The organism is Spirosoma foliorum (assembly GCF_014117325.1).
GTDB classification, from domain to species: domain Bacteria; phylum Bacteroidota; class Bacteroidia; order Cytophagales; family Spirosomataceae; genus Spirosoma; species Spirosoma foliorum.
Window position 1 is genome coordinate 1659789 of the sequence record NZ_CP059732.1, and the last position, 24288, is coordinate 1684076.

Here is a 24288-nt window from a genome sequence, read left to right on the forward strand (position 1 = left end):
GGGGTGAGGTAAAAGCTAGCGAAGAACGACCGGGCTTATTATTTTTTATCTGTTCACCCATGCGTCTAAACTGTACGGCTCATTTTGATGAAATCTGTATGATAGTGCGTACAGATTCGACAACTACATTTGCTCGACAATGCAAAACCTCTCTAGCTCAGCCCAACAATGACGTTATCCATTCCGAAGTATCAGCAGATTGCTCGCCAGCTTGGCGACACGTTGCGGTTTGGCGTACTAAATGGGGGCGATAAACTGCCGTCGGTTCGTACACTCAGTCAGGAACTTGGGGTGAGCATCAACACCGTGCAACAAGCCTACTACTGTCTGGAAGCGGAGGGATTGGTGGAGGCAAGACCCCAATCGGGCTACTACGTCCGCACACTCGGCAAGCGGATTGATGATGTGCCGCGCCGGTCTGAACCCCAGGCATTGGTCCAGCAAACCGACCTGTCCGATCACGAACCGATAGTAACCCGGCTCATGCGCCAGCAACGGGAACCCGGTTGGCTTCCGTTCTCCCTGAGTGTGCCCGACCCGTCGTTATTGCCTGTTGAGAAATTAGGGAAAGCTTTTCAGCAGGCCCAGCGTGAGCTTCCGCACGGTGGCATCGAATATGACCTGATAGCCGGAAATGTAGCCCTGCGTCGGCAAATTGCCCGCTATGCCCTGTTCTGGGGCAGTCACCTTACCGACGAAGAGCTGATTACGACTGAGGGTTGCACGTCTGCGCTGACTCTTTGTCTGAAAACCGTTACCCAACCCGGCGATACCGTTGCGGTTGAAAGTCCCATTTATTTCGGTATTCTTCAGACGATTCTATCGCTGGGTTTGAAGGTGCTCGAATTGCCCACCGATGCGCTTATAGGTATCGATCTGGATGTATTGGAAGGCCATTTGCAGGCAGGGCGGGTACAAGCCTGCTTACTGGTTCCCAATTTCAGTAATCCCCTCGGTTTCTGTATGCCCATTGCCAGCAAGCAACGGCTGGTGAAACTGACGGAAACGTACAAGATTCCCTTGATCGAAGACGACCTCTACGGTGATCTGCATTTCGCGCCTGACCGCCCGCAGCCTTGTAAAGTTTTCGATCGGCAGGGGTTTGTGTTATGGTGTGGCTCTGTCAGTAAAACACTGGCTCCCGGCTATCGAGTGGGCTGGGTAGCACCGGGACGTTATTACGAGAAGCTCCTTCAGGTCAAGCGATATCAGGCTGGTTTTTCGCCGGGGATAACCCATCAGGCAGTAGCCACCTTTCTGGCTAATGACCGATATGAATTGCATCTGCGCCGACTTCGGCAAGTTTTGAAAAGCAATTGCCAACGGTACCAGCAAGCCATTCGTACTCACTTTCCGCCGGGCACGCGTATCAGCGAACCTCAGGGTGGATTTACTTTATGGGTTGAGGTCGATGAACGAGTGAATACACTGGAGCTGGTGGATCAGTTGGCTCCGTATAAAATCAGCATTATGCCGGGCAGTTTATTTAGCCTTCAACCGCAGTATGGCAATTGCATGCGGCTCAGCTATGGACTGCCATTTGATGAGCGCGTTGCGTGGGGCTTGCAAACAATCGGGCAACTTATTCATCAGCAAGTAGGGATATGAACCATCGACTGTGGCCATCGATCCTTGCCCTGGCAGGACTGATAGAATTCCTATTGGTAGGATTGGGCGCTTCTGCGCAGGCAACCGATGCGGTGCGGGAACGGTATCAGAAGATTGAATATCGAATTCCGATGCGCGACGGGGTTTCGCTTTACACGGCTGTTTATCTACCACATGATGCCTCTCCGACCAAGCGGTACCCCTTCCTGATGCAGCGGACCTGCTTTGGTTCCATGCCTTATGGTTCTGATCGGTACAAAGCCGCTTTGGGGCCTTCGCCTACACTTCAGGCGGATGGCTATATTTTTGTCTATCAGGATGTACGAGGGCGCTGGGCTTCTGAAGGCCGTTGGACCAACATGACTCCGATTGTCAGCGATCGGAAGAAAGCAGTAACTGTTGCCGACGAAAGCACCGATACCTACGACACCATTGACTGGCTTCTCAAACATGTACGTTTTCACAACGGCCGGGTTGGATTGTGGGGCATGAGCTATGCCGGTTTTTATGCTATGGCCGGTTCAATCAACGCCCATCCTGCCCTTAAAGCCACATCACCACAAGCACCCATCGCCGATTTTTTTCGGGAAGACATTCATCACAACGGGGCCTTCACGCAGCTTGCTTTACTGGCATATCCATTGTTTGGGGATCGTCCGTCGGGGCCAACTACAAAGCCCTGGTTTATAGATGACTGGATTCAAACGGGCAAGCAAACGGAATTCGCCTGGCATTTGGGCTTGGGACCACTGGCCAATGCGCAACGGTATTTACCCAACAATACGTTCTGGCAACAAACAGTAGCGCATCCCAATTATGATGCCTTCTGGCGGGAGCGGAATATTCTCCCTCATCTGAAGAACATTAAGCCTGCCGTTCTGGTCGTAGGTGGCTGGTTCGATGCCGAAAATTTGTACGGTCCACTCAGTATCTACAAAACGCTTAAACAGCACAGTCCAGGCGCACGGCCAATGCTGGTGATGGGGCCCTTTGGTCACCGGGGCTGGTCGGAAGAGACGGGCCATACCCTGCACAACGATCTGTATTTTGGTGATAGTCTGGCTACGTACTACCAACGAAATCTGGAAGCGCCGTTCTTTCATCATTACCTGAAAGGCGCTGGTGATGGGAAAACGGGCCTGCCTAAAATCTGTCTGTTCGATACCGGACTGAAAACCTGGCGTACTTTTTCAAACTGGCCCGCAAGCTCCGCTCATACCCAGCGCTGGTATTTAAACCCAAATGGTCAGTTAAGCAAGCAGGCGGACGACCCCTCCAGTTTTCAGGAGTATATCAGCGACCCGGCCCAACCGGTACCGTTTATCGAAACAACACTGACGACCGAACCCGATTTCAGTACGTTGTTTAACTATATGTCGGCCGACCAGCGATTTGTCAGTAAACGAGCTGACGTACTTAGCTTTCAAACGGACATATTATCTGGGAACAAGACAGTTGGCGGGGCAATCACGGTTCGGTTGAAGGTAAGTACGACGGGCGCTGATGCCGATTTTGTGGTCAAACTCATTGACGTCTATCCACCCGACGAGCCGAATCATCCTTATATAACCGATCCCCAAACGCAGCTAGCTAATTATCAACAGTTAGTTCGGGCGGACGTTTTGCGTGGGCGGTTTCGTAAAAGTTTTCAGAAACCAGAGCCCTTTATTCCGAATCAGATTACGGAGGTGACCTTTCAACTTCAGGACGTGTTGCACACGTTTAAAAAAGGACATCGAATGATGGTGCAGGTACAAAGCAGCTGGTTTCCATTGATCGACCGAAACCCGCAGACGTTCGTTTCAACTATCTATAAAGCCAGTGAAGCCGACTTTAAGTCTGCTCGTCATCGAGTTTATAGCGATTCCGCAATTGAAATGACCATTTTGCCCTGAACCAACCGAACTATTCCTTTTCCATATCACCCATGCAACCCCCAATCTATATTATTGGAATTGGTGCCATTGGCATGACTCTGTCCGTTTTGTTGAAGCAGGTGGGTAAAGACGTGACGCTTATACGCGGTCGTTCCAATCAGCTATTGCCCGATGAAGACGCCAGCATTACAGTTGACTACGGCGATGGCGCTGCCGTGACAGAAACTATCCCTATCCGATTGCTGGAGCAGATCGAATCATTGGATGGAGTAGTGTTGCTGACCACCAAAACATACGGCAATCAGGACCTGGCGCAGCGACTGTGGGGAAAGACAGGCCAATCTCCCCTGGTATTACTGCAAAACGGCCTGGGTATTGAAGCCCCATTTCTGGAAGCCGGTTTTCCTGAGATTTATCGGTGTGTGTTATTGGCAACCAGTCAGGTAACGGCACCGTATAAAGTTCTCTACAAACCTGTAGCTGCTTCTCCGATTGGCATAATGCGCGGTCAAGAATCCAAATTGGCGTATCTGGTCGAACAATTCAGCACGGAGCAATTCCCTTTCCGGGTTGAGCGGGCCATTCAGCAAACTGTCTGGGAAAAAGTAATTACGAATTGTGTTTTCAACGCCATTTGTCCGTTGCTCGGGATCGATAATGGTCTTTTTCATCGGAATAAGGCTGCCTTAGCGTTAGCACGGGAGGTCATCGGCGAATGTATTGCCGTCGCGAACGAAGTAGGTATTCGCTTAAATCAGCAAGACGTTGAGAATCGGTTGATACAAATTAGTCAACGGTCTGACGGACAACTTATCTCGACGCTGGTGGATATTCTACACAACCGCCCAACCGAAATAGATTCCCTAAATCTGGCAGTGGCCCGTCTGGCTACTCAATTGGGCAAACCAGAATTAGCAACTCGTACTCGCTTGCTAGGTGAGCTGATTCAATTACGGTCGAAAGAAAGTCCAGTTTAGTGTGAAGCTGTTTAGTAAACTTCTCTGATTTCGTTAAAACTGAATTGTTTTTTTGTCATCCCGGCTATAATTCAGTCGAAAAAAGAAACTTGTCCTGCACTTAGTTCAGATCAATGTAAATTGAGCCAATTTTGAGCGTAAAGAAAATCGGTCGACCAGGATTGACCCGCACTTATCACAAACTATGAAACAAGTAATCTTTTTTTCGTTGCTACTATTGATGGCAGGGGCCTGTCAGCGAATGTCTGTTCCGATGACAAAACGGGTGGTCATTACGGGAGTCGATGCCGCCAAAAAGCCCGGTGATGATTTCTTTAGCTATGCCAACGGCATTTGGTACGATACCGCCCGCATACCTGCCAGTCAAACGGGCGTGGGCTCTTATTCCTTCATGAATTACCCACAACGGATACGGCTGCAAGCCATTCTGGACAGCGTTTCGGCCGGCCAGAATGCGCCCGGAAGCCTGGAACAAAAAGTGGGTGATTTTTATGCGTCGGGTATGGATATGGATGCCATAAACAAACGCGGTTATGAACCAATCAAGCCTATAATTGCCCGGATCGACGCTATAACCGATGTTACTTCGCTGTTGAAGCTGGTGGTTGACGAACAGAAATCGGGGGATGGCTCGATCATTGGGTTTAGTGTTGGGCCTGATCAAAAACGGAGTTCGATCAATATTGCTCAGTTTCGTCAGACGGGCATTGGACTACCCGAACGAGCTTATTATTTCAAAACCGATTCGTCGACCTTGGGGATTCAAACAGCCTATAAAAACTACCTGACCCGCCTGTTTGAACTGATCGGAACTGAGTCAACTACGGCCAGTAAAAACGCAGCCGTTGCGTATGCCCTTGAAAAACAATTGGCGACTGCCCATCGGACAAACATTGAACTTCGAGACGTAAAGGCAAACTATAATAAACAGGCCGTTGCTGAGTTGGCGAACAAACAACCTGCTCTACATTGGGCAACGCTACTAACCGACTTAGGACTACAGGTTGATTCCGTTAACGTGGGACAACCTGCGTATTATGACCAGTTGAATATGCTGTTAACATCGGTCCCCATTGAGGATTGGAAAGTCTATTTGAAAGCCCGTGCGCTGACCAACTATTCGAATTTCTTAAGCCAGCCGTTTATCGACGCGTCCTTTGCCTATGCCAAGATTCTGACCGGGCAAGCGGTTAAGCAGACACGTGCCGAAGAAATGACACAAGCCGTTGATCGATCCCTCGGCGATGCGCTGGCGCAGTTGTACGTGAAAAAATACTTCCCGGAATCGGCCCGGAAACGAATGGCGGTTCTGGTCGATAATCTCAAAAAAGCCTTTGAAGCCCGTATTAATCGCCTGGACTGGATGAGCGATTCCACCAAAGCCAAGGCAAAAGACAAACTGCATGCGTTCACACAAAAAATTGGGTATCCCGATAAATGGCGGGATTATTCGCACGTAGCCATTAACCGAACCGCTTACTTTGAGAACCGATTGTCGGCGACTAAAAATGATTACCTGGACCGGTTGGCTAAAGTCGGGCAACCCGTCGACAGAACGGAATGGCATACGACTCCGCCTACAGTAACGGCCTACAACAATCCGCCACTTAACGAAATCGTTTTCCCAGCGGGCATTTTACAACCCCCTTATTTTGATGTAAATGCCGATGATGCGCTGAATTATGGGGGAATCGGGATGGTGATTGGTCATGAAATAACCCACTCGTTTGACGACCAAGGAGCCCAATATGATAAATATGGCAACGTGACCAACTGGTGGACAAAAAGTGATTATGCCAAATTCAAAGGGAAAACCCAGCAGGTGATCGATCAATACAATTCGTTTACGGTGCTGGATTCGGTACATGTAAAAGGGGCGTTAACCGTGGGCGAAAACACCGCCGACATTGCTGGGGTAGCCATCGCCTATGATGCCTTTAAATTGACCGAACAAGGCAAAGACACGACTAAGCTGGACGGCTTTACCCCCGACCAACGCTTCTTTATTTCCATTGCCCGAATCTGGCGCGTCAAAACAAGAGACGCCTATATGGGTATGTACGTCAATACGAATCCACACTCACCGGCTAAATGGCGGGTGAACGGGCCACTGATGAATTTCACGCCTTTTTATAAAGCGTTTGATGTTCAGCCCGGCGATAAAATGTATAAACCCGAAAAGGATAGGATAAGCGTTTGGTAAGGTTTGGCTTCAGTGTCGTTTACTAAAAAGGAGGCAGGTACCCTAAGCGTGGTGTCGGTTTCTCAAAACCGACACTATTGCTGACGCGAAGGTGTCGGTTTTGAGAAACCGACACCACGTCGAAGAACTTAACAGTTCTGCTGTAAGGGGGTATCTTAGGAAACTCTCTTGCAGCAGAACTGCCTTTTTACTCTTTCGGGGAAGTTAGCTTGTTCCCTGCCTGGATAACCGCCTGATTGACGGCACGAATGCGCTCTGCTTCCATTTTCTCGACTTTGCGATCGTAGGTGAGCAAGCCGTTTACCTCATGTTCGACATCGGTCGTTTGGGTATAAATGGCGACACTCAGCCCACGGTAACGCATCAATTGCTCTACCTGATCCAGTAAAAAAATATAACGATCGGTCAGCGCCGATTTGGTTGGTTCGTACGCATACGCATTGTTTTCAACTGGCCACATATGTCCGCGCACAAACAGGCCAACCCCACCAAATTCACCCAGAGAAGCCGCTCGTAGGCTATCCGGAACAGACGCTTTAGTGGGACCGACGTAGATGTGAGTGTCTACAAAATCACCGTTTTTGGGATCGCCGTACGCTTTTTGATAAGGTGGGTTGTTGTTGAATCCCGAATTGCCATTGACTAGTCGGGATGGATCGTACTGTTTCACCCATTCCGTTATGTTTTTCACATCGAAAGCCCCCCAGTTTTCGTTGAAGGGAACCCAGCAAATTATGGACGGAGAGTTATAATGGTCATCGATGAGCGTTTTAAGCTCTTTTCGAAAAGCCGACCGGGTGGTTAGGGTATCTTCATCTTGATACCAGATTGCAGGCATATCTTGCCAAACTAGCAACCCCATCTTATCGGCCCAGTAATAAAACCGCTGCGGCTCGGTTTTCATGTGCTTCCGAATCAGGTTATACCCCGCTTTTTTGGTAAAAAGCATATCCGATTTTAGGGCCTCTTCGGTAGGTGCTGTTAGAATGCCATCAGGCCAGTAACCCTGATCCAGCAAGCCAAGCTGCATCACAAATCGACCATTCAGCAAGGGTCGAACAACACCATCGACTTTTCCCAGCGTTACATCCCGCATGCCAAAATAGCTCAGCACATTATCTGTGATTTCTCCATTTGCCGACTTCAACGTGATTTTTAAATCATAGAGGAAAGGAGAATCCGGAGACCAGGGTTTGGGGTTCACAATCGGAATAGAGAGCGTCGTTCCAGCATTTCCTTCTGCATGGGCAACTGCTTTTTGGCCATCCAGCACAACCACAGATACGTTGGCTGTAGAACTGGCATTTACGTCAAGCTTTAACCGTTTCCCTGCCAGATCGGGAAGTAGACGGATGTTTTTAATGTACGTTTGCTGAACCGGCTCTAACCAAACCGTTTGCCAGATGCCGGACGTGAAGGTGTAATCGCCACGTGGGCCGTTCTTGCCCGACGGAGTGTGGCCGTCATTGGCATCATAAGCCGCCACAATGAGGCTGTTTTCCCCTGGTTTTAACATAGACGTGATATCGAACGAAAAGGCATCGTACCCGCCAGAATGGCTGCCCGCTTTTTGGCCATTTACAAAAACAGTAGCGTTATAATCGACGGCTTCAAAGTGAAGAAGAACCTGTTTCCCTGTCCAGGTTGAAGGAAGCGTAAACTTCCGTTGGTACCACATATTAATTTCCTGCTTCCGCTTGATTCCCGACAGGACCGATTCAGGGCAATAGGGGACCCGTATTTTTTCTGCGTTAGTCGGGAAGCCAACCGCCGTTGTCGGATTGTTGGCCGACGCAACTGATTTCCCTCCCTGATAATTCCAGGTGCCGTTCAGGCAAAGCCACTGATTCCGTTGGAGTTGGGGGCGAGGGTATTCGCCAAGTGGTATGGGAGAGGCTAAGGCCGATTGAGTCCAGGGCGTTGGTAATTCCGCCTTTTGTGCATGGGCTGTTTGCCCCCAGAAGAGAAGCATAGCCGAAAGAAGCGGAATAGTGGCAGCTAGACTATACGTTAACGAATAGGAGCGAGGTTTCAGGCCAGATTGATAGGTCATTATGGGGAGAGTAGGTTGGTTGCGTGTATGTCGGACTGATTTTTAGTATTAAATCGAGTAATTTTCACACCCCTTTAGGGGTTTAACAGCGAAGCGTCGGTAGCAAAAAGGAAGATCCTAACCGCCTTCGTGCCGTTAGGTACGAGACAGGTTGCGTACCTGACGGCACGCTAAATAAGTGTTCAAATCGTCTTATCTACCGACGCTGCGCTGTTTGATCCCTATGGGATTATTTGTTCGCTTTAGTAGTGAAATTAATCCAGTAGAACTGCTTTTTGTAAGCGATCTACTGGATTGCTACTGTTTTCTGGGAGAGAAAGTTTGCGCTTAAACACGTTCAATACTTAAACAAAAAGCGGCCAGAATAAGCCGCTTTTTGTTTAAAGAACATCTATACCTTGAGGTTGGTCAAGATTGAATAAACGTCAACAGGTCAGCATTTATCGTGGCCGCTTCGGTTGTTGGCATTCCATGCGGAAACCCTGGATACGAAATCAGGCTACCATTTTTTACCAGTTTGACAGCCTTGGCCCCTGTTAGAGCGAAAGGAACAATCTGATCGTCTTCACCATGCATCACCAGTACGGGCACATCCACGCTCTTAAGATCTTCGGTAAAATCAGTTTCCGAAAAAGCTTTGATGCAATCGTAATGCGCTTTGATAGCGCCCATCATTCCCTGACGCCACCAGTTATCCCGAATGCCCTGCGACACCTTAGCACCTTCCCGGTTAAAACCATAAAAGGGAAGGGTGAAATCCTGAAAATACTGAGGGCGATGATTGGCCGTACCTTCGCGGATTTCATCGAATACAGACATCGGAATGCCATCCGGATTGGCAGCGGTCTGTGCCATAATGGGAGTAACAGCACTGATCAATACCGCTTTCGCAACCCGACCCTGTCCATATTTAGCTACATACCGAATCACTTCGCCACCACCAGTTGAATGACCAATATGGATTGCGTCACGTAAATCGAGGAAGGTCGTCAGCTCGGCTACATCGGCAGCATAGGTATCCATATCGTGGCCATTTGCCGTTTGAGACGATCGACCATGTCCACGACGATCATGAGCGATTACGCGAAAGCCTTTATTGAGAAAAAACATCATCTGGGCATCCCAGTCATCGCCAGATAACGGCCATCCGTGATGAAAAACAATAGGCTGGCCTGTGCCCCAATCTTTGTAATAAATCTCGGTTCCGTCTTTTACCCGAATCGTGCTCATATCGTTGTGTTTTGATTGTGATGGTTAAAAAATGACTAATTCCGCCAAAATACACTTCCTGCATGAAAATGCTGCCTATCTATTTATCATTAGGCGTTTTGTTCCCAGCTCCAATACCACGACTACCACCCGTAACCAAGGCCGTTTTGTTTCTTAATGTTGACATGCGATTGGACGTCAAGGTTTTGAAATGGTTAAGGGTGAAATATAATTGAACCGGTTGTTAGGCCCGCTTCCAGATCCTGATGGGCTTTGGCTACATCCGTTAAGGAATAACTAGTAGGCTTAATCTCCCCAAACACGCCCCGACGAAAAGCCTCAAATAACTCTTCGACCGCTGTATCCAGACTTTGTTTGTCGGGCAGATATTGGCTAAGAGTTGGGCGAACAAGGTTAATTTCTTTGGCTGCGAGATAAGCGGTGTCAATTTGGGGTGTACCAGACGCACCGCCATACAGAACAACAGTGCCCCTTTTTTGTACGACTTGAGCTGATATGCCGAAAGTCGCTTTGCCTACTCCATCAAATACCGCCTGAACTCCCTGGTCTTTTGTGAAGGAATTGACTTTCTCAATCGTATCCTCCGAATCGAGCGCAATGACCAGGTCTACGCCCTGGCTTTGTACCAGAGCTTTTTTTGACGCAACGCCTACCGTGCCGATGACAGTAGCTCCTAACGATTTGGCCCATCTGCTGACGAGAGACCCAACTCCGCCCGCTGCGGCATGAACCAGAATGGTATCACCGGCTTGTATTGAATAAGCCTCTTTAACCAACATCCGGGCTGTAAGGCCTTTCGCCAGTAACGAAGCAGCTTCGTCAAAGGATACATCTACGGGTAATCGGATCAACTGGTCCTGATGAATTAGTCGCTTTTCTGCGTACGCACCCAGAGAAAAGTAATAAGCAACCCGGTCGCCTATTTTCCACTCAGTGACACGGCTACCGACGGCTTCAACAATCCCCGAAGCTTCTACACCGAGGGTGGCCGGGAGCTTGTTAAGCGGAAAGCTGCCATTTCTGAACAGGACATCAACAAAATTGAGTGCTATAGCTTTCTGGCTGATTAAGACTTCATATTCTTTGGGGGCAACAACGGTTTCGCTGATATACTCGAATACAGCGGGCGACCCTTGCCTGCTGATGCGAACAACCCCACTTTCGTCTATTGTTTTCATTCTTTTGCTCTTGGTTTGATAGGCCAAAATTGGGGTTATTCAAACGGAACTCTCTTGACAAACGCAGCAAATTCGGCTTGACATTTGTCAACGTACCGTACAATCAACTATTCGTAATTGTGCGTCGCTGACGATTTGATTACTTTTACCCGTAAGCTGCTGTTTCACGATCGGACGGATGAATACGCCTTCTATGACTATTTACGGACCACTTTTTGACTACATTGAATCTAAATCCTCACTTATACTAAGCGATTCAGAAAAAGAGCTGATCAAAAAAACGTTTAAAGAAAGACACGTAAGAAAGCGTCAGTATTTGTTGCAGGAAGGAGACGTCTGTAAGTACATGGCCTTTATCGTCAATGGGGCCGGGAGAATGTATACGATAAAAGAAAATAGCCAGGAATCGATTATTCGACTGGCTATTGAATCGTGGTGGCTGGGCGACTATGAGAGTTACAACCTACAGACACCATCGCTTTACAATATCGATATGACAGAAGACTCGGATGTTCTTCTGGTGACCAATGAAGGTTTGCAGGAGTTGCTGAACGTGGTGCCTGCCATTGATCGGATGATTCGGGAAATTGACCGGAAAGGAACCATTGCTACTCAGAAGCGGCTTCAATCGTCGATTAGCCTCGATGCAGAAGAGCGATATGAGTTGTTGGTCAAAACATATCCTGAGTTTATCCGACGCTTTCCACAAAGTATGATTGCGTCCTACCTGGGCATATCGCCCGAGACCCTAAGCCGCATCCGGAAAAAACAGTACACGGGTAAGGATTAAACGACCTGAAGTGTTGTCAGGCTAGGCGTTTTCCGGAGTGTCTAAAAAAAGGTGAAGCGACTTTATTTTGTGATTATCAATAAGGGCAACATCCATTCCAGAAGCGACCATAGGTTGACCCGGAATGCCAAGCCGCCAGGAGATATGTTGCACCTGATGGTTCACTTTAGCTGGGCTGGTCAATTCAAATTGGAATTCTGATGGCCATTGGACCTGTAATCCTGAAATCACCTCATTGATGGCCGAGTAACCGGTAATTGCGGGACCTTCGTTTGTTTCGTAAAAGACAATATCGGCGGCATAAATCGCTTTCATTGCTTCTAATCTATTTTCTGCGTTCCGGTCATTCCAAATGACGAGCAGACTGTTTTCCAAAAGTGTTGCTGATAGGTCCATAATTGCCTGTTTTTGATAGGTCAAAAGTAGCAGGTGTATACGTGACTATACATTGACCTATATCACGAAAACGAATTGACTAATGTCAATGGACCTTTGGCTTTATTTATCCCTTGAATTAATCACAGACTTCGCAGGTATACTGGATTCGGCAAACTGGCAGTCTTGCAGAAACGAGTCGTCGGTTAGGGTACGCAGAAAGGCTACGATGTCGGCCTGTTCGGTGGGTGTGAGCGAAATGCCTAGAATGCCCGTTTCGCGGTCTTTTTTCAGGAGGTAGTCAAGGGTTTCGCCATGCTGGACGCCCGAACCATAGTGGGCTACGACTTCTTCTAAAGTAGCAAATCGACCGTCGTGCATGTAGGGTGCGGTTACGGCTACATTGCGCAGTGTAGGCACCTTAAACGTATAGCGATCGTCATTTTTTAAGGTAATATCGAAGTGCCCCTGATCGTCGTTTGCCGTACTGGAAAGACCGTTGTTGCGAAACGAGAAATCCGTGAACAATGGCTCTGGATGGCAACCGCTGCATTTCCGCTCTACCAATATCCAGCCTGCCCGCTCAGCAGGGGTGAACTTCGCCCCTTCGTTCCGTACGGCTCGATCGTAACGTGAATTGGCCGACACCATAGTGAGCATAAACTGTGAGAGTGCTTTTAAAAGCCGCTCGCTTGTGATGTCGGGGCTTCCAAACGCCTTCGTAAACAGTATCGGATAATCGCGCTTTTGGCGCAGTTTAGCCAGAATGTTGGGCAATGACTCATTCATTTCGGCTTCATTCTGAATGGGCACCATCGGAAACAAATCCAGATCATGGACACTACCATCCCAGCCAAAATGACTCGACCAGGCCAGGTTGACCAGAGGCATTGCGTTCCGTTTGGTCGATAAATCGTTGATGCCTCGACTAAGCGCCTGGCCCGGATGCGTAAAGCCCGATGCCTGTTGGTGGCAACTGCCGCAACTGATGGAATTGTTTTTCGAAAGGAGAGGATCGTAAAACAAGGCTTTACCTAACTCAATACCCGCTTCGGTCAACGGGTTTTTGTCAAATGGATAAACAGGGGTTGGGAACTGGGCTGGCACCTTAAAAAGGGACGCTTTCTGATTCGCTGAAAAGAAAAACGCCATTACCAGCAACGCGATTGACGTAACGAGTATCGTAATTTTTACCTTCATAATTGATCGCCTGTAATTGATCACTAAGCCAACAGAACCCGGTTTACTGGCCTATGTATCGCCAATAAAGTTCAATAGATTTTCCGACAAGACCTTGTTATCTGGCTAATTCTTTCTTGTCAGCCAACCCATGTATATCGCTGATTGAAAGAAGCGTAGCGGTGATTCAAAACCAGCTTCTAAACACAAGTCGGCCAATCTTGTTTCGGAAACCGGATAAAGCTCATTTTCTATTCGGTTTAAGCGATTCGTTACTTGGTCATCGTCTAGATCGTTCGGCAAAAGGAGTCGAAGAATGGCTAGATTTTGCTTGATCTGCTTTTTATCGCCCGTAATATCCAGCATGACCAATAACGCACCCGGTTCTAGACGTTCGGCAATGTCTTTGAGTAAGCTTAGTTTATTGCCCTGATCGTCAAGGAAATGCAGGACCAATAAAAGGGTAGCTGCTCCATATTTTTGGGCCGGATCAAGGTCTGATACCAAGCCTTCAACCAGGGTAACGTTCTGATAAGCGTGTAATTTTTCATGGGCCTGATTCAGCATATCAGGAGAAGGGTCTATACCCGTTATGTCCCAATGCTCAGACGCCTGAGTAAATCGGTTTATTTCGTTGCCCGTTCCGCAGCCTACGACCAGCAAGTTTTTAGAGGTCGCTTCACGCAACAAGTTGGGCAAACGATCTAGAAAATATTGATAGTTGGGTATCCAGGCTTCGACAAATTGATTATAGTTGGTCGCTCTTTCTCGTTCAAATAATTCTACTTGGCTCATAGTAATAAATCGTCTTCTGGGGACTGACTGCAAAAGTAGCAATTATTTATACTGATTCTAAATAAAGGTCTTGAATTTGCGCTCAGACGATCACTTCATCGTTGTGCACGCAGAAACCTGTCATGTATTTGGACCTCTGTTGGTAAGGGAATTCGCGTTGATATAGCATTTGCTTTATTTTGTCGTTTATTAGAATAATTTTGCATTATAAAATTTATACTAGATGATTCAAGTAATTAACCGGGCACTTGACCTGCTGGAGCTAATCGCCAATGATCCTGAATACCCAAAATCATTGGGTGAATTGGCCGATGAATTAAGTCTGAACCACGGGACTTGTGCCAATATTTTGAAAACCTTAGTAACGCGCGGGTACGTCGAACAGATTGGTACGAAGAAAGGCTACATTCTGGGCGCCAAATCATACGGACTAACCGGAAATGAAGCTTATCAAAAAGATTTGCTCGAAGCAGCACGCGAACCAATGAATGTACTAACGCAATCGGTCAACGAAAACTGTCTGTTGGCTATACTTAAAGATAATCAGCGAGTTGTAATCCATAGGACATTTGCCGAACAGGATTTACAAGTACGTACTGCCGACGTAAAACCCATCTATGATTCGGCCTCGGGGCGGCTCTTGCTGGCTATGTTGCCCAACGAAAAAATTCAGCGCTTTGTCAGCAAATACGGCCTTCCCGTAGGCGATTCCTGGCCAGAAATCCTGTCGGAAGATCAGCTCTATGAAGCCCTGTCGCTAATAAGTCAGGAAAAATTAGCGCTACAAACCATACCGAACCGGCATGTTATTGGCCTGGCTGTTCCCGTTTATAAGCACGGCCTTGTCGTCTCTAGCTTGAGCATCTATTTGCCCGAGTATCGGTATATGGCCATTGATAAACGGAAACTGGTACTATCACTTCGAAAATGTGCTGACGAAATAAATAACAAGTTGGTATAGAGGCATATATGAGTAAATTTTAGAAAGGCTTCGGCCTTTTTTTTATGCCCTGTTCAAAAACTACCATCAGCTAAAAATGGAATTTTTTATGAAAAATCAAGAAAGAATTTGGAGTTAATCCATAAATGGCCTTACTATTGCAATAGAATAAAATTGATTTTTATAATATAAAATTAATTCCTAAATCTCATGAAATATTTTACGTTTACGTGGCTGCTTGCCTGTATGACGATATGGAGTGCCGCCACAGTATGGGGGCAGTCAATCGTTATATCGGGTCAGATAACCGGCGCGGGCGATAAGAGCCCCTTACCCGGTACCACTGTATCACTGAAGGGTAGCACTACGGGTACTACCACCGATGCGTCTGGAAATTATCGGATCTCGGTTCCCAATCCGGCGAATGCGATCCTGGTCTTTTCGTCAGTCGGTTTTTTGAGCCAGGAAGTTTCTGTTGGCAGTCGATCTGCCATCAACGTGGAGTTGGCTGTCGATACACGGCAACTCAATGAGGTTGTTGTGGTTGGCTACGGCACGGTACGTAAAAGCGATTTAACCGGCTCACTCGCCCAGGTAAAAGCCAAAGAGCTCTCTTCGTTTCCGGCTCCCAACGTACTGCAGGCTTTGTCGGGTCGAGCGCCAGGGGTACAGGTGATTCAAAATACAGGTGCGCCGGGCGCATCGATTAGTGTCCGAATTCGGGGGGCAAACTCGGTTCAGGGGAGTAATGAGCCTCTGTATGTAATTGACGGCTTCCCTATTGCGGGCAGCAGTCCATCTATTTTGAACAACAACGACATTGAGTCGATCGAAATTCTCAAAGATGCCTCTGCTACTGCTATCTATGGATCGCGTGGGGCGAATGGCGTGGTTATTATTACGACGAAACAAGGGAAAGTGGGTAAAGTGCAGGTGGACTATGAAGGCAGTTATAGCATTCAGACACTTCGGAAGAAACTGGACCTGATGAATCCGAAAGAATATGCGGCTTTTTACAATGAGCAAGCCGTGAACGATGGAAAAGCACCCTACTTTACTCAGGCTCAGATTGATGGATTTGGGCCGGGTTATGACTGGCAGGATCTTGTGTTCCGGAAAGCACCCATGCAAACGCACAACCTGACCGTGAATGGGGGGACCGACAAAACACGTTTCTCCATTGGCGGGGGTCTTATGAATCAGCAGGGTATCATTGCCAATAGTGATTATAAGCGGTACTCACTGCGCGCCAACTTTATAACCGATGTCAGCTCTAAATTCTCCCTGACCTACGGGGCAACCTTAAGTAAAATCACCTCCAATCGCCAGAACAACTCAGGTGGTAATCGGGGATCATCATTGATTTCGGCGGCCATTTCTGCCCCACCAACTCTGACGCCTTACAATGATGATGGCAGCTATCGGGTACTGACAACGGCTTATCCGTTTATCTCGAATAGTATTGTCAATCCCATCAATGTTATCAATGAAACGAGTGACAAATTAGATGCGAACCGAATCCTGGCTAACGCAGCGCTAACGTTTAAGCCGTTCGAGGGGCTGGCCATAAAAATTTCCGGCGGTATTGAGAACGCTGATGATCGGACGGATGCCTATCAGACAACCAAGCTAATCAACTCTGTGGGTAATGCCAGTGTGGGCGTTTCCCGGACCACTAGTTTGCTCAGCGAAAATACCATTAGCTATAACAAAATAATTGGCCAAAAACATAGTCTGGCAGCTGTAGCTGGGTTTACGTATCAGGATTTTCTCAGTACCTCCCTGAGTGGTTCGGGTACGGGTTTTCTAAGTAACGTTCCCCAGACCTATAATCTGGGATCGGCCAGTACGCCCGGTATTCCTGGTTCGAGTTATGGCTATAGCACCTTACTATCGTATTTGGGCCGGGTTAATTACAGCTTTAATAACCGTTACCTGGCCACCGTTAGCTTCCGGGCCGACGGCTCATCGAAATATTCGACTGGCAACAAATGGGGGTATTTCCCATCCGGCGCATTAGCCTGGCGGGTATCAGAAGAACCGTTCATGAAGAACGTATCTTTTCTGTCTGATCTAAAATTACGGGCTAGCTGGGGGCTGTCGGGTAGTCAGGCGATTAATGCCTACGCAACGCTCAACATGCTATCATCGGGTAAAACGGTTTTCGACGATGCGCTCTACAATACATTTGCCCCTAGTACTACTCTCCCTGGAGATCTGAAATGGGAAACCACCGAACAAACGGATGCGGGTGCAGATATTTCCTTTTTTAGCAATCGCCTGCATTTAACGGCCGATTATTACGTAAAAAACACCCGCGATCTGCTCAATACGGTCCAATTACCCAGCTCGTTTGGGTATACCACAACGATCCGAAACGTCGGCCAGATTCAGAATAAAGGACTTGAATTTTCGGTAGATGGACGGGTAATTGACAAGGCTGTTAAGTGGGATGTTTCGGCCAATATTGCGTTTAATCGCAGCAAAGTCATTAAACTCTATAATGGGCAGGATATTCTGGGTGGCAATTTTAATGTTACGTTGATCTCCGATGCGGCCAACCTACTCCGACAAGGCTTGCCCGTCGGTGTGTTTTATGGCTACGTCGAGAAAGGCTATTCCGATAAAGGGCAAGTTGTTTATCAGGACCTGAATGGCGACGGTGTCATCAATCAGAACGATAAAACCGTTATTGGCAACCCCAACCCAAAGTTTATTTACGGCTTCAACTCGTCCGTGTCATTCAAGGGACTGGAACTGTCTATTTTTATTCAGGGTGTTCAGGGGAATGACCTGGCGAACCTCAGTGCCATTGGCAATACACTCGATTACAATTACGGCTTAAACATGCCCCGTGAGGTATACCTCAACCATTGGACGCCTACACATACCGACGCGAAGTACCCAATTATTTCGAGTAAAAACTCCTATAACTTCTCGAACCGGAATATAGAAAATGGCTCGTTCATGCGGCTCCGCAATATTCAGTTAGCCTACACACTGCCCATAAAACAGTGGGGCCTTAGTGATTTGCGCAAGGTGCAAATTTATGCCAGTGGGCAAAATCTGTTAACCATAACCAACTATTCCTGGTGGGACCCCGAAGTTAACTCAATGGGGGGCGCAAATTCCATTGGACAGGGAATCGACTACTATACGTACCCAACCACCAAGTCGGTCACGTTTGGGTTGCGAATTGGCTTCTAATCATCTTAAACCAAAGCCTTGCTGAACAATGAATTTCTTAACTACTTTTTTTCATCTCTACGGTAGAGGCCGGTCCATCGCTGGACCAGCACTGACCGGCTTGCTTATTATTTCGGGACTTTTTTCCTGCACGGATGTACTGACTGAACAGCCCAAATCAATTGCGGTAGAAACCTTTTATAATACAACCAGTGAACTGGATGCTGCCGTAGCTGCCGTTTATAGTGGTCTGCGCAACTCGGCCAGTGGTATTGGGGGCGAATATGCGGCTCAACTGGAGGCCTACACCGATTACTGTTACGGACGGCCCGGTAGCAGCTATGCTATCCTGAGCGATTTTCAGGGATTAAATAGTACGAACATTGTTCGGGTGGGCAACATGTGGACGGTCTTATACCTCAGCGTTCGGAATGCTAACTTGGTCATTCAGAATGCGCCCAAGGCCAAAAGTGTTTCGGCCACCGATATTGCGAAATATGTAGGGGAGGCCCGCTTTCTTCGGGCGCTGACCTATTTTACGCTCGTCAAAAACTGGGGTGCAGTGCCCTTGCGTACGGAAACAAACCTGAACGAAGCCAATGTGAAGCGGAGTTCTGTCGACGACGTTTATCAGTTAATTATAGCCGATCTCCAGAACGCCGAAACAACGCTACCCGATAAGCCTGCTCAGTCGGGTCATCCCTCGAAATGGTCAGCAAAAACTGTTCTCGCCGATGTGTATTTCTATCAGGGAAAAAACGCCGAAGCCCGCGACAAGGCTAGTGAGGTCATACAATCGGGTAAGTATTCGCTCGTACCCATTACAAAAACCGATGATTTGCAGAATATTTTCGGACCGGCGGTAGTAACAACGACTGAGGAGGTTTTTTACCTAAAGTACACCCGTCAGGCAGGGCAGGGGATGTATTTTGTCATGTTCCCGAACCACCCAGCCACCAAATTAGTCGGCGCGGGAGGATTCTATGGCATCAGTTCGGATCTAACGAATTCAGTCTATGCGGCCTGGGATGACAAGGATTTGCGAAAAGGCAATTGGTACGTCTGGGATCTCGGCCTCGGAAAGACCACTACGCTTAGTAAAAAATTCATTGATCCGCTGGCACCATTTCAGGACGCATGCGGCAATGACTTCCCCATGTATCGCTACGCCGATGTGTTACTACTCTATGCCGAAGCCGCAAGCCGGGCGGGTACCGGACCAACGGCCGCGGCTATGGATGCGCTCAACCAGGTACACCGACGCGCCTATGGATTTAATCCGACAGCCGTTTCCAGCGTGGATTTCAAACTAAGCGATTTTACGGCCAGTACCTTTAACGATCTGGTGTTGAAAGAACGGGGCTATGAAACCCAGCTGGAAGCAAAGCGCTGGCATGATCTAAAACGGTTGGGCCCCGACAAACTGAAGGCCGTCATTAAAGCCGCAGTTGGTAAAGACGTGGCCGACAAGCATTTGCTCTGGCCCATTCCAACATCGGAACTGAACTACAATACGGCGCTGGATCCCAATAAAGATCAAAATCCAGGATATTAAATGAATGGGCAATGGATAATTACTAATGCAGAATGAATTTAGCTAGTCGACTATAGTATCCATTGTCCATTAGTAATTATCCATTCATTTTCTCGAATTCATGAAGCAACTGATTATTTGGCTGACGATGATGGTCTGGGCGATAACCGCACAGAGACAAAACTTCGTGCAGGTCAGTAAAACCAACCCGCATTATTTCGCTACGGCGGATGGGAAAACTTAAATTTCCCGATTTCACCCGCTCTATCATTGTTAAACTCTATACAGATTAAATGAAGCGACTTGTCTTTTTTACACTACTGGCGTTGTCGGCACTTCAGGCGTCAGCCCAGCTTTCCGACGACTATAAAAATCAATGGAGCGATCCAGCGGTTCAGCAACGCATTGCCGATGGCATCCGCGAAAACCGGATGGGCGCTTTTACGATTCGGTTTACCGACAAAGAAGGTAATCCGGTATCGCCCGGTGATGTGTCCCTGACACAAACGCGCCATGATTTCTACTTTGGAGCCAATGGTTTCATGACCAAAGGATTCAAGAATCCGAAAGAAGATGCGCTCTACGAAGAACACTTTGCGAAGCTGTTCAACTTCGTGACGATTCCATTTTACTGGCCCGAACTAGAGCCAGAGCCGGGTAAACTGCGATTCGGGAAAGATAGTCCCTATAGCTACCGTCGCCCGGCACCCGACGTAGTACTGGAATTTGCCCGAAAAAATAACATCACCCCCAAAGGGCATACGCTCGTGTGGGACAACCCGCGCTGGTCAATTCCGACCTGGCTACCCAAAGACGAAAAAATCATGGAGCAGAAAATCAGCAAGCGTCTTCAGGAAATCGGTGAGCGGTATGGGCATGCTATTCAGGTCTGGGATGTGGTGAATGAAGTAACCGACCGTCACCCCGATGTGCTGATGCCTAAAGATTTTGCTTTTAAGGCGTTTAAGGAAAGCGAGCGGCTGTTTCCGAACAGTAATGTGTTTACACTCAATTTCACTACGGGTATCTGGAATCGTAGCAACAAACGCGAATACAGTGCCGATTATCTGCTCCTCGAAAATTTGCGGCTACGTAACGCCAAGATCAACGCCATCGGTATGCAGTTTCACAACTTCAGTGAGCCAGAATATGAGCAGATTTTGAAAGGTAAAGCCATGACGCCCACTACGTTGTTTAATACGCTCGACTTATACTCAGATTTCAATTTGCCGATTCATATTACCGAAATTACAGTATCTGCTTTATCAGAAAAAGGCCCTGAATATCAGGCCGTCATGGCTGAAAATTACTACAAACTATGGTTTAGTCATCCCAAAGTAGAAGGCATCATCTGGTGGAATCTGCTGGATGGTACAGCTGCACCGGCTGCCATCAAACCCGATGGTAGCATCGTTCCCGGTGAGGATAAATGGAAAGGTGGCCTGTTGAACCGCGACTTCACCAAAAAGCCTGCCTACGATGTACTCGACCGGCTGATTAACAAAGAGTGGCGCACCAACCTAACCGTTACGCCAAAAAGTGATGCGGCCAGTTATCGCGGATTTTATGGGACGTATAAGCTGGTCACCCAGCGGAACGGAAAGAAATACGAGAAAGAAGTTCAGTTTCCCAAAAGCGGTTCCCGCACGCAAGTAGTAGTACTGGATTGAAAATTTAATGTAAAATGAGTAATGTAAAATTGATAATGCATTGTATATCAGTATGATAGTGCCTTGTTCGTTCACGGTTCATTATCCATTTTTCATTGCACATTATCCCTTTACCTAAGCCTATGCGTTGTCTGAGTTTGTTTTTTATGTTCGTTACGGTTCAAAGCCTGGCCCAATCGACTCGCTACGATTCGCTATGGAGTGACCCGACCATTGAAGCCCGGATTCAACAGGGTATCGAAACCCACCGAAAGGGTGATTTTACGCTGACACTAATTGATAAACAGGGTAAACCGATTCGAAAAGCAACCGTCGAAATTCGACAGACTGGCCATCTGTTTCAGTTTGGGGCTAACATCTTTATGCTAAAGGGGTTTCCGACGGCACAGGAAAACGAAAAATACGAGTCGTTTTTTAAGTCGATGTTCAATCTGGCTACGATTCCTTTTTATTGGAAAACGCTGGAACCTGAGCAAGGGAAACCGCGCTACACCGCTGATAGTAAACCCATTTACCGCCGACCGCCCACTGATGTAGCCCTCGACTTTTGTCGCCAGAATGCCATTACGCCACGCGGGCACACGCTTGTTTGGGACGAAGCTATGTTTGGCATTCCGGATTGGATGCCGACCGATACATCGAAAATGCAGCCGATTATCGAGAGGCATATCCAGGAACTGGGCCAACGGTACGGCGAAGCCATTAAAACCTGGGATGTAACGAACGAATTGCTCATTTCCCGTTATAAAGTGCCTATGCCATCGGACTACGCTAGTAAAGCATTTCGGGCAGCACAAGTGTATTTCCCTAAAAGCACACGGCTATTTATCAATGAAAATACACCCAGTTCCTGGCAGGCATATCGTCGGGAATTCACGCCCTATTACCTACTGATCGAAAACCTTAAACTGAAAGGCGCCCGCATTGACGGCATTGGGATGCAGTTCCATTTGTTTGAACAGCCCATGTTCGATAATACCGTGAAGGGCCTGACACACACACCTGCCGAATTGTTTCGGGCTATGGATCTGCTTGGCTCATTCGGTGTACCCCTGCACGTATCGGAAATTACGTTCCCGACGCTGCCGTACAACGAAACGGGTTTACAACAGCAGGCGAAAATGGCTCGGAACTTCTATCGAATCTGGTTTAGTCATCCAGCAATAGAAGCGATTATTTACTGGAACACAGTAGACGGTACGGCTGTAGCTGGTGAGGACAAATGGAACGGCGGATTGCTCAATCGCGATTTTTCGCCCAAACCGGCTTTTACTATGCTGAACGATCTGATTAACAAAGAATGGAAAACGTCATTCAAAACATCAGTAACTGACAGCAAACCCATCAGCTTCCGGGGCTTTTATGGCGACTATACCGTAAAAGTGACCGTCGGCAAGAAGACTATCGAACAGACATTTAAACTGGCTAAAGATCAGCCTACTACAGTACAACTTGAACTATAAACTGAAGGCCTGAAAAGGCTCTTTCGCTCATGAAAATCATTGACATCCGTACGCGCTGCGTCGCTATTCCCCTCAATGCTCAATTGCGCCACAACACGGGCGTGCACCCCGGCTATTTTCTGCGCACGATTCTCGAAGTTATTACCGACGAAGGTTTCGTTGGGTTAGGTGAAGTAGGAGGGGGCGATCAGCGGGGAGCGCTGCAAAAACTGAAGCCTCGAATCGTTGGCGAAGACCCGTTTCACCTCGAAAAAATCAAGCTGAAAGTACTTCGCAGCATTTATTACATGTCGAACGCCCGGCTTTACGCAGCCATCGAAATGGCCTGTCTCGATATCCAGGGCAAAGTACTAAATCGCCCTCTGAGTGATTTGCTGGGCGGGCGCGTTCGCGATGAAGTACCCTTTATCGCCTACCTGTTCTGGCGCTACGACCGTCCCGGTGGAGGGCACGATGAAACGCCAGAGGACATGGCGGATTTCTGCGTCGAACTACACGAAACGCTGGGCGTCAATTCGATGAAGCTGAAAGCAGGGGTAAAATCACCGAAAGAAGAAGCACGAGTGCTGGAGCTTTGCCGGGAGAAACTCGGCGACGACTTCGGCCTTCGCATCGACCCGAACGGCCTTTGGTCGGTGCAAACGGCGGTACAGATCGGGCGTCGGCTGGAAGACCTCAACATCGAATATTTTGAAGATCCATCGTGGGGGCTTGAAGGCAACGCGGCCGTTCGGAAACAGATACGGATCCCAATTGCCACCAACATGTATCCGGCCAAATTCGATGATCTGGCTCCGGCCATTCGGATGGGGGCGGTCGATATTGTGCTGACTGACATTCACTATTGGGAAGGACCTCGTGGGGTGAAAGATCTGGCTGCGGTTTGTAATACGTTCAATCTGGGCGTTGCCATGCACTCTGGGGCTGAATTCGGTATCGAACTGGCGGCCATGATTCACACCGCTTCGACCATTCCCCAAATGAATTTCGCGGGCGACGCACATTATCATTACCTCACCGACGACATCATCGAAGGCGGACTGATGAAGTATGAAAATGGCTGTATAAAAGTCCCAACGGGCCCCGGCTTAGGCGTGTCGCTGGATGAAGATAAGATGAAGCATTACGAGAACTATTACGAAGAAAAAGGCGATTACTACGCCCGTTTCCATCAGGACCCGTACCGCCCCGATTGGTTTCCGACGGTTGGTGGAATGTAATTTTTCTTTC

General features: G+C 48.0%; 18 protein-coding genes. 12 read left to right on the top strand and 6 right to left on the bottom strand.

Features of this window, described 5'->3' with window-relative positions; genetic code table 11:
• The first annotated feature begins 168 nt into the window (after positions 1-168).
• The 4 genes from H3H32_RS06740 (at position 169) to H3H32_RS06755 (ending at position 6665) form a co-directional block, all read left to right on the top strand.
• A complete protein-coding gene (locus H3H32_RS06740) occupies positions 169-1608 on the top strand; it encodes an aminotransferase-like domain-containing protein (RefSeq protein ID WP_182461978.1) in 1440 nt (479 codons plus the stop codon).
• On the top strand, positions 1605-3503 hold the full coding sequence (locus H3H32_RS06745; protein WP_182461979.1) for a CocE/NonD family hydrolase: 1899 nt from the start codon (positions 1605-1607) through the stop codon (positions 3501-3503). Before H3H32_RS06740 ends, H3H32_RS06745 begins: the two co-directional genes overlap by 4 nt.
• Before the next feature lie 32 nt (positions 3504-3535).
• Entirely contained in the window at positions 3536-4462 is a 927-nt protein-coding gene (locus H3H32_RS06750; protein WP_182461980.1) for a ketopantoate reductase family protein, read from the top strand.
• 184 nt (positions 4463-4646) lie between these two features.
• Entirely contained in the window at positions 4647-6665 is a 2019-nt protein-coding gene (locus H3H32_RS06755) for a M13 family metallopeptidase (protein ID WP_182461981.1), read from the top strand.
• 187 nt (positions 6666-6852) lie between these two features.
• On the opposite strand, the gene H3H32_RS06760 is transcribed toward H3H32_RS06755, so the two are convergent.
• The 3 genes from H3H32_RS06760 to H3H32_RS06770 form a co-directional block, all read right to left on the bottom strand.
• Positions 6853-8718 (bottom strand): glycoside hydrolase family 2 protein, encoded by a 1866-nt coding sequence (locus H3H32_RS06760; RefSeq protein ID WP_220472608.1) that lies wholly within the window; start codon positions 8716-8718, stop codon positions 6853-6855.
• A gap of 408 nt (positions 8719-9126) precedes the next feature.
• Positions 9127-9948, bottom strand: coding sequence for an alpha/beta fold hydrolase (locus tag H3H32_RS06765; RefSeq protein WP_182461982.1), 822 nt, complete (start codon positions 9946-9948; stop codon positions 9127-9129).
• Between the two features lie 194 nt (positions 9949-10142).
• On the bottom strand, positions 10143-11126 hold the full coding sequence (locus H3H32_RS06770) for a quinone oxidoreductase family protein (protein ID WP_182461983.1): 984 nt from the start codon (positions 11124-11126) through the stop codon (positions 10143-10145).
• A gap of 178 nt (positions 11127-11304) precedes the next feature.
• On the opposite strand from H3H32_RS06770, the gene H3H32_RS06775 reads away from it, so the two are divergent.
• Positions 11305-11916: a Crp/Fnr family transcriptional regulator gene (locus H3H32_RS06775; protein WP_240543677.1), complete on the top strand. Its 612-nt coding sequence runs from the start codon at positions 11305-11307 to the stop codon at positions 11914-11916.
• Positions 11917-11937: 21 nt separating this feature from the next.
• Here the strand turns inward: H3H32_RS06775 and H3H32_RS06780 are convergent, their stop codons facing one another.
• From H3H32_RS06780 to H3H32_RS06790, 3 genes are all read right to left on the bottom strand, one after another.
• Positions 11938-12312: a nuclear transport factor 2-like protein gene (locus H3H32_RS06780; protein ID WP_182461984.1), complete on the bottom strand. Its 375-nt coding sequence runs from the start codon at positions 12310-12312 to the stop codon at positions 11938-11940.
• Between the two features lie 102 nt (positions 12313-12414).
• Positions 12415-13491, bottom strand: a complete 1077-nt coding sequence (locus H3H32_RS06785; RefSeq protein ID WP_182461985.1) for a cytochrome-c peroxidase — start codon at positions 13489-13491, stop codon at positions 12415-12417.
• A gap of 105 nt (positions 13492-13596) precedes the next feature.
• Positions 13597-14265, bottom strand: coding sequence for a class I SAM-dependent methyltransferase (locus H3H32_RS06790; RefSeq protein ID WP_182461986.1), 669 nt, complete (start codon positions 14263-14265; stop codon positions 13597-13599).
• A 223-nt stretch (positions 14266-14488) separates the two neighbouring features.
• On the opposite strand from H3H32_RS06790, the gene H3H32_RS06795 reads away from it, so the two are divergent.
• The 7 genes from H3H32_RS06795 to H3H32_RS06820 all read left to right on the top strand — a co-directional run bounded on the left by H3H32_RS06795 (position 14489) and on the right by H3H32_RS06820 (position 24278).
• Complete coding sequence (locus tag H3H32_RS06795; RefSeq protein ID WP_182461987.1) at positions 14489-15226, top strand: IclR family transcriptional regulator; 738 nt, start codon at positions 14489-14491, stop codon at positions 15224-15226.
• Between the two features lie 189 nt (positions 15227-15415).
• A complete protein-coding gene (locus H3H32_RS06800; RefSeq protein WP_182461988.1) occupies positions 15416-18412 on the top strand; it encodes a SusC/RagA family TonB-linked outer membrane protein in 2997 nt (998 codons plus the stop codon).
• A gap of 28 nt (positions 18413-18440) precedes the next feature.
• Positions 18441-19946 (top strand): RagB/SusD family nutrient uptake outer membrane protein, encoded by a 1506-nt coding sequence (locus tag H3H32_RS06805; RefSeq protein ID WP_182461989.1) that lies wholly within the window; start codon positions 18441-18443, stop codon positions 19944-19946.
• Between the two features lie 100 nt (positions 19947-20046).
• Entirely contained in the window at positions 20047-20169 is a 123-nt protein-coding gene (locus tag H3H32_RS37790; protein WP_256432978.1) for a hypothetical protein, read from the top strand.
• 49 nt (positions 20170-20218) lie between these two features.
• On the top strand, positions 20219-21595 hold the full coding sequence (locus H3H32_RS06810; RefSeq protein ID WP_182461990.1) for an endo-1,4-beta-xylanase: 1377 nt from the start codon (positions 20219-20221) through the stop codon (positions 21593-21595).
• A gap of 122 nt (positions 21596-21717) precedes the next feature.
• Positions 21718-23058, top strand: coding sequence for an endo-1,4-beta-xylanase (locus tag H3H32_RS06815; protein WP_182461991.1), 1341 nt, complete (start codon positions 21718-21720; stop codon positions 23056-23058).
• A 29-nt stretch (positions 23059-23087) separates the two neighbouring features.
• The gene (locus H3H32_RS06820; protein WP_182461992.1) at positions 23088-24278 is read left to right on the top strand and encodes an enolase C-terminal domain-like protein; all 1191 of its coding nucleotides are present in this window, start codon (positions 23088-23090) and stop codon (positions 24276-24278) included.
• The last annotated feature ends 10 nt before the right edge of the window (positions 24279-24288 follow it).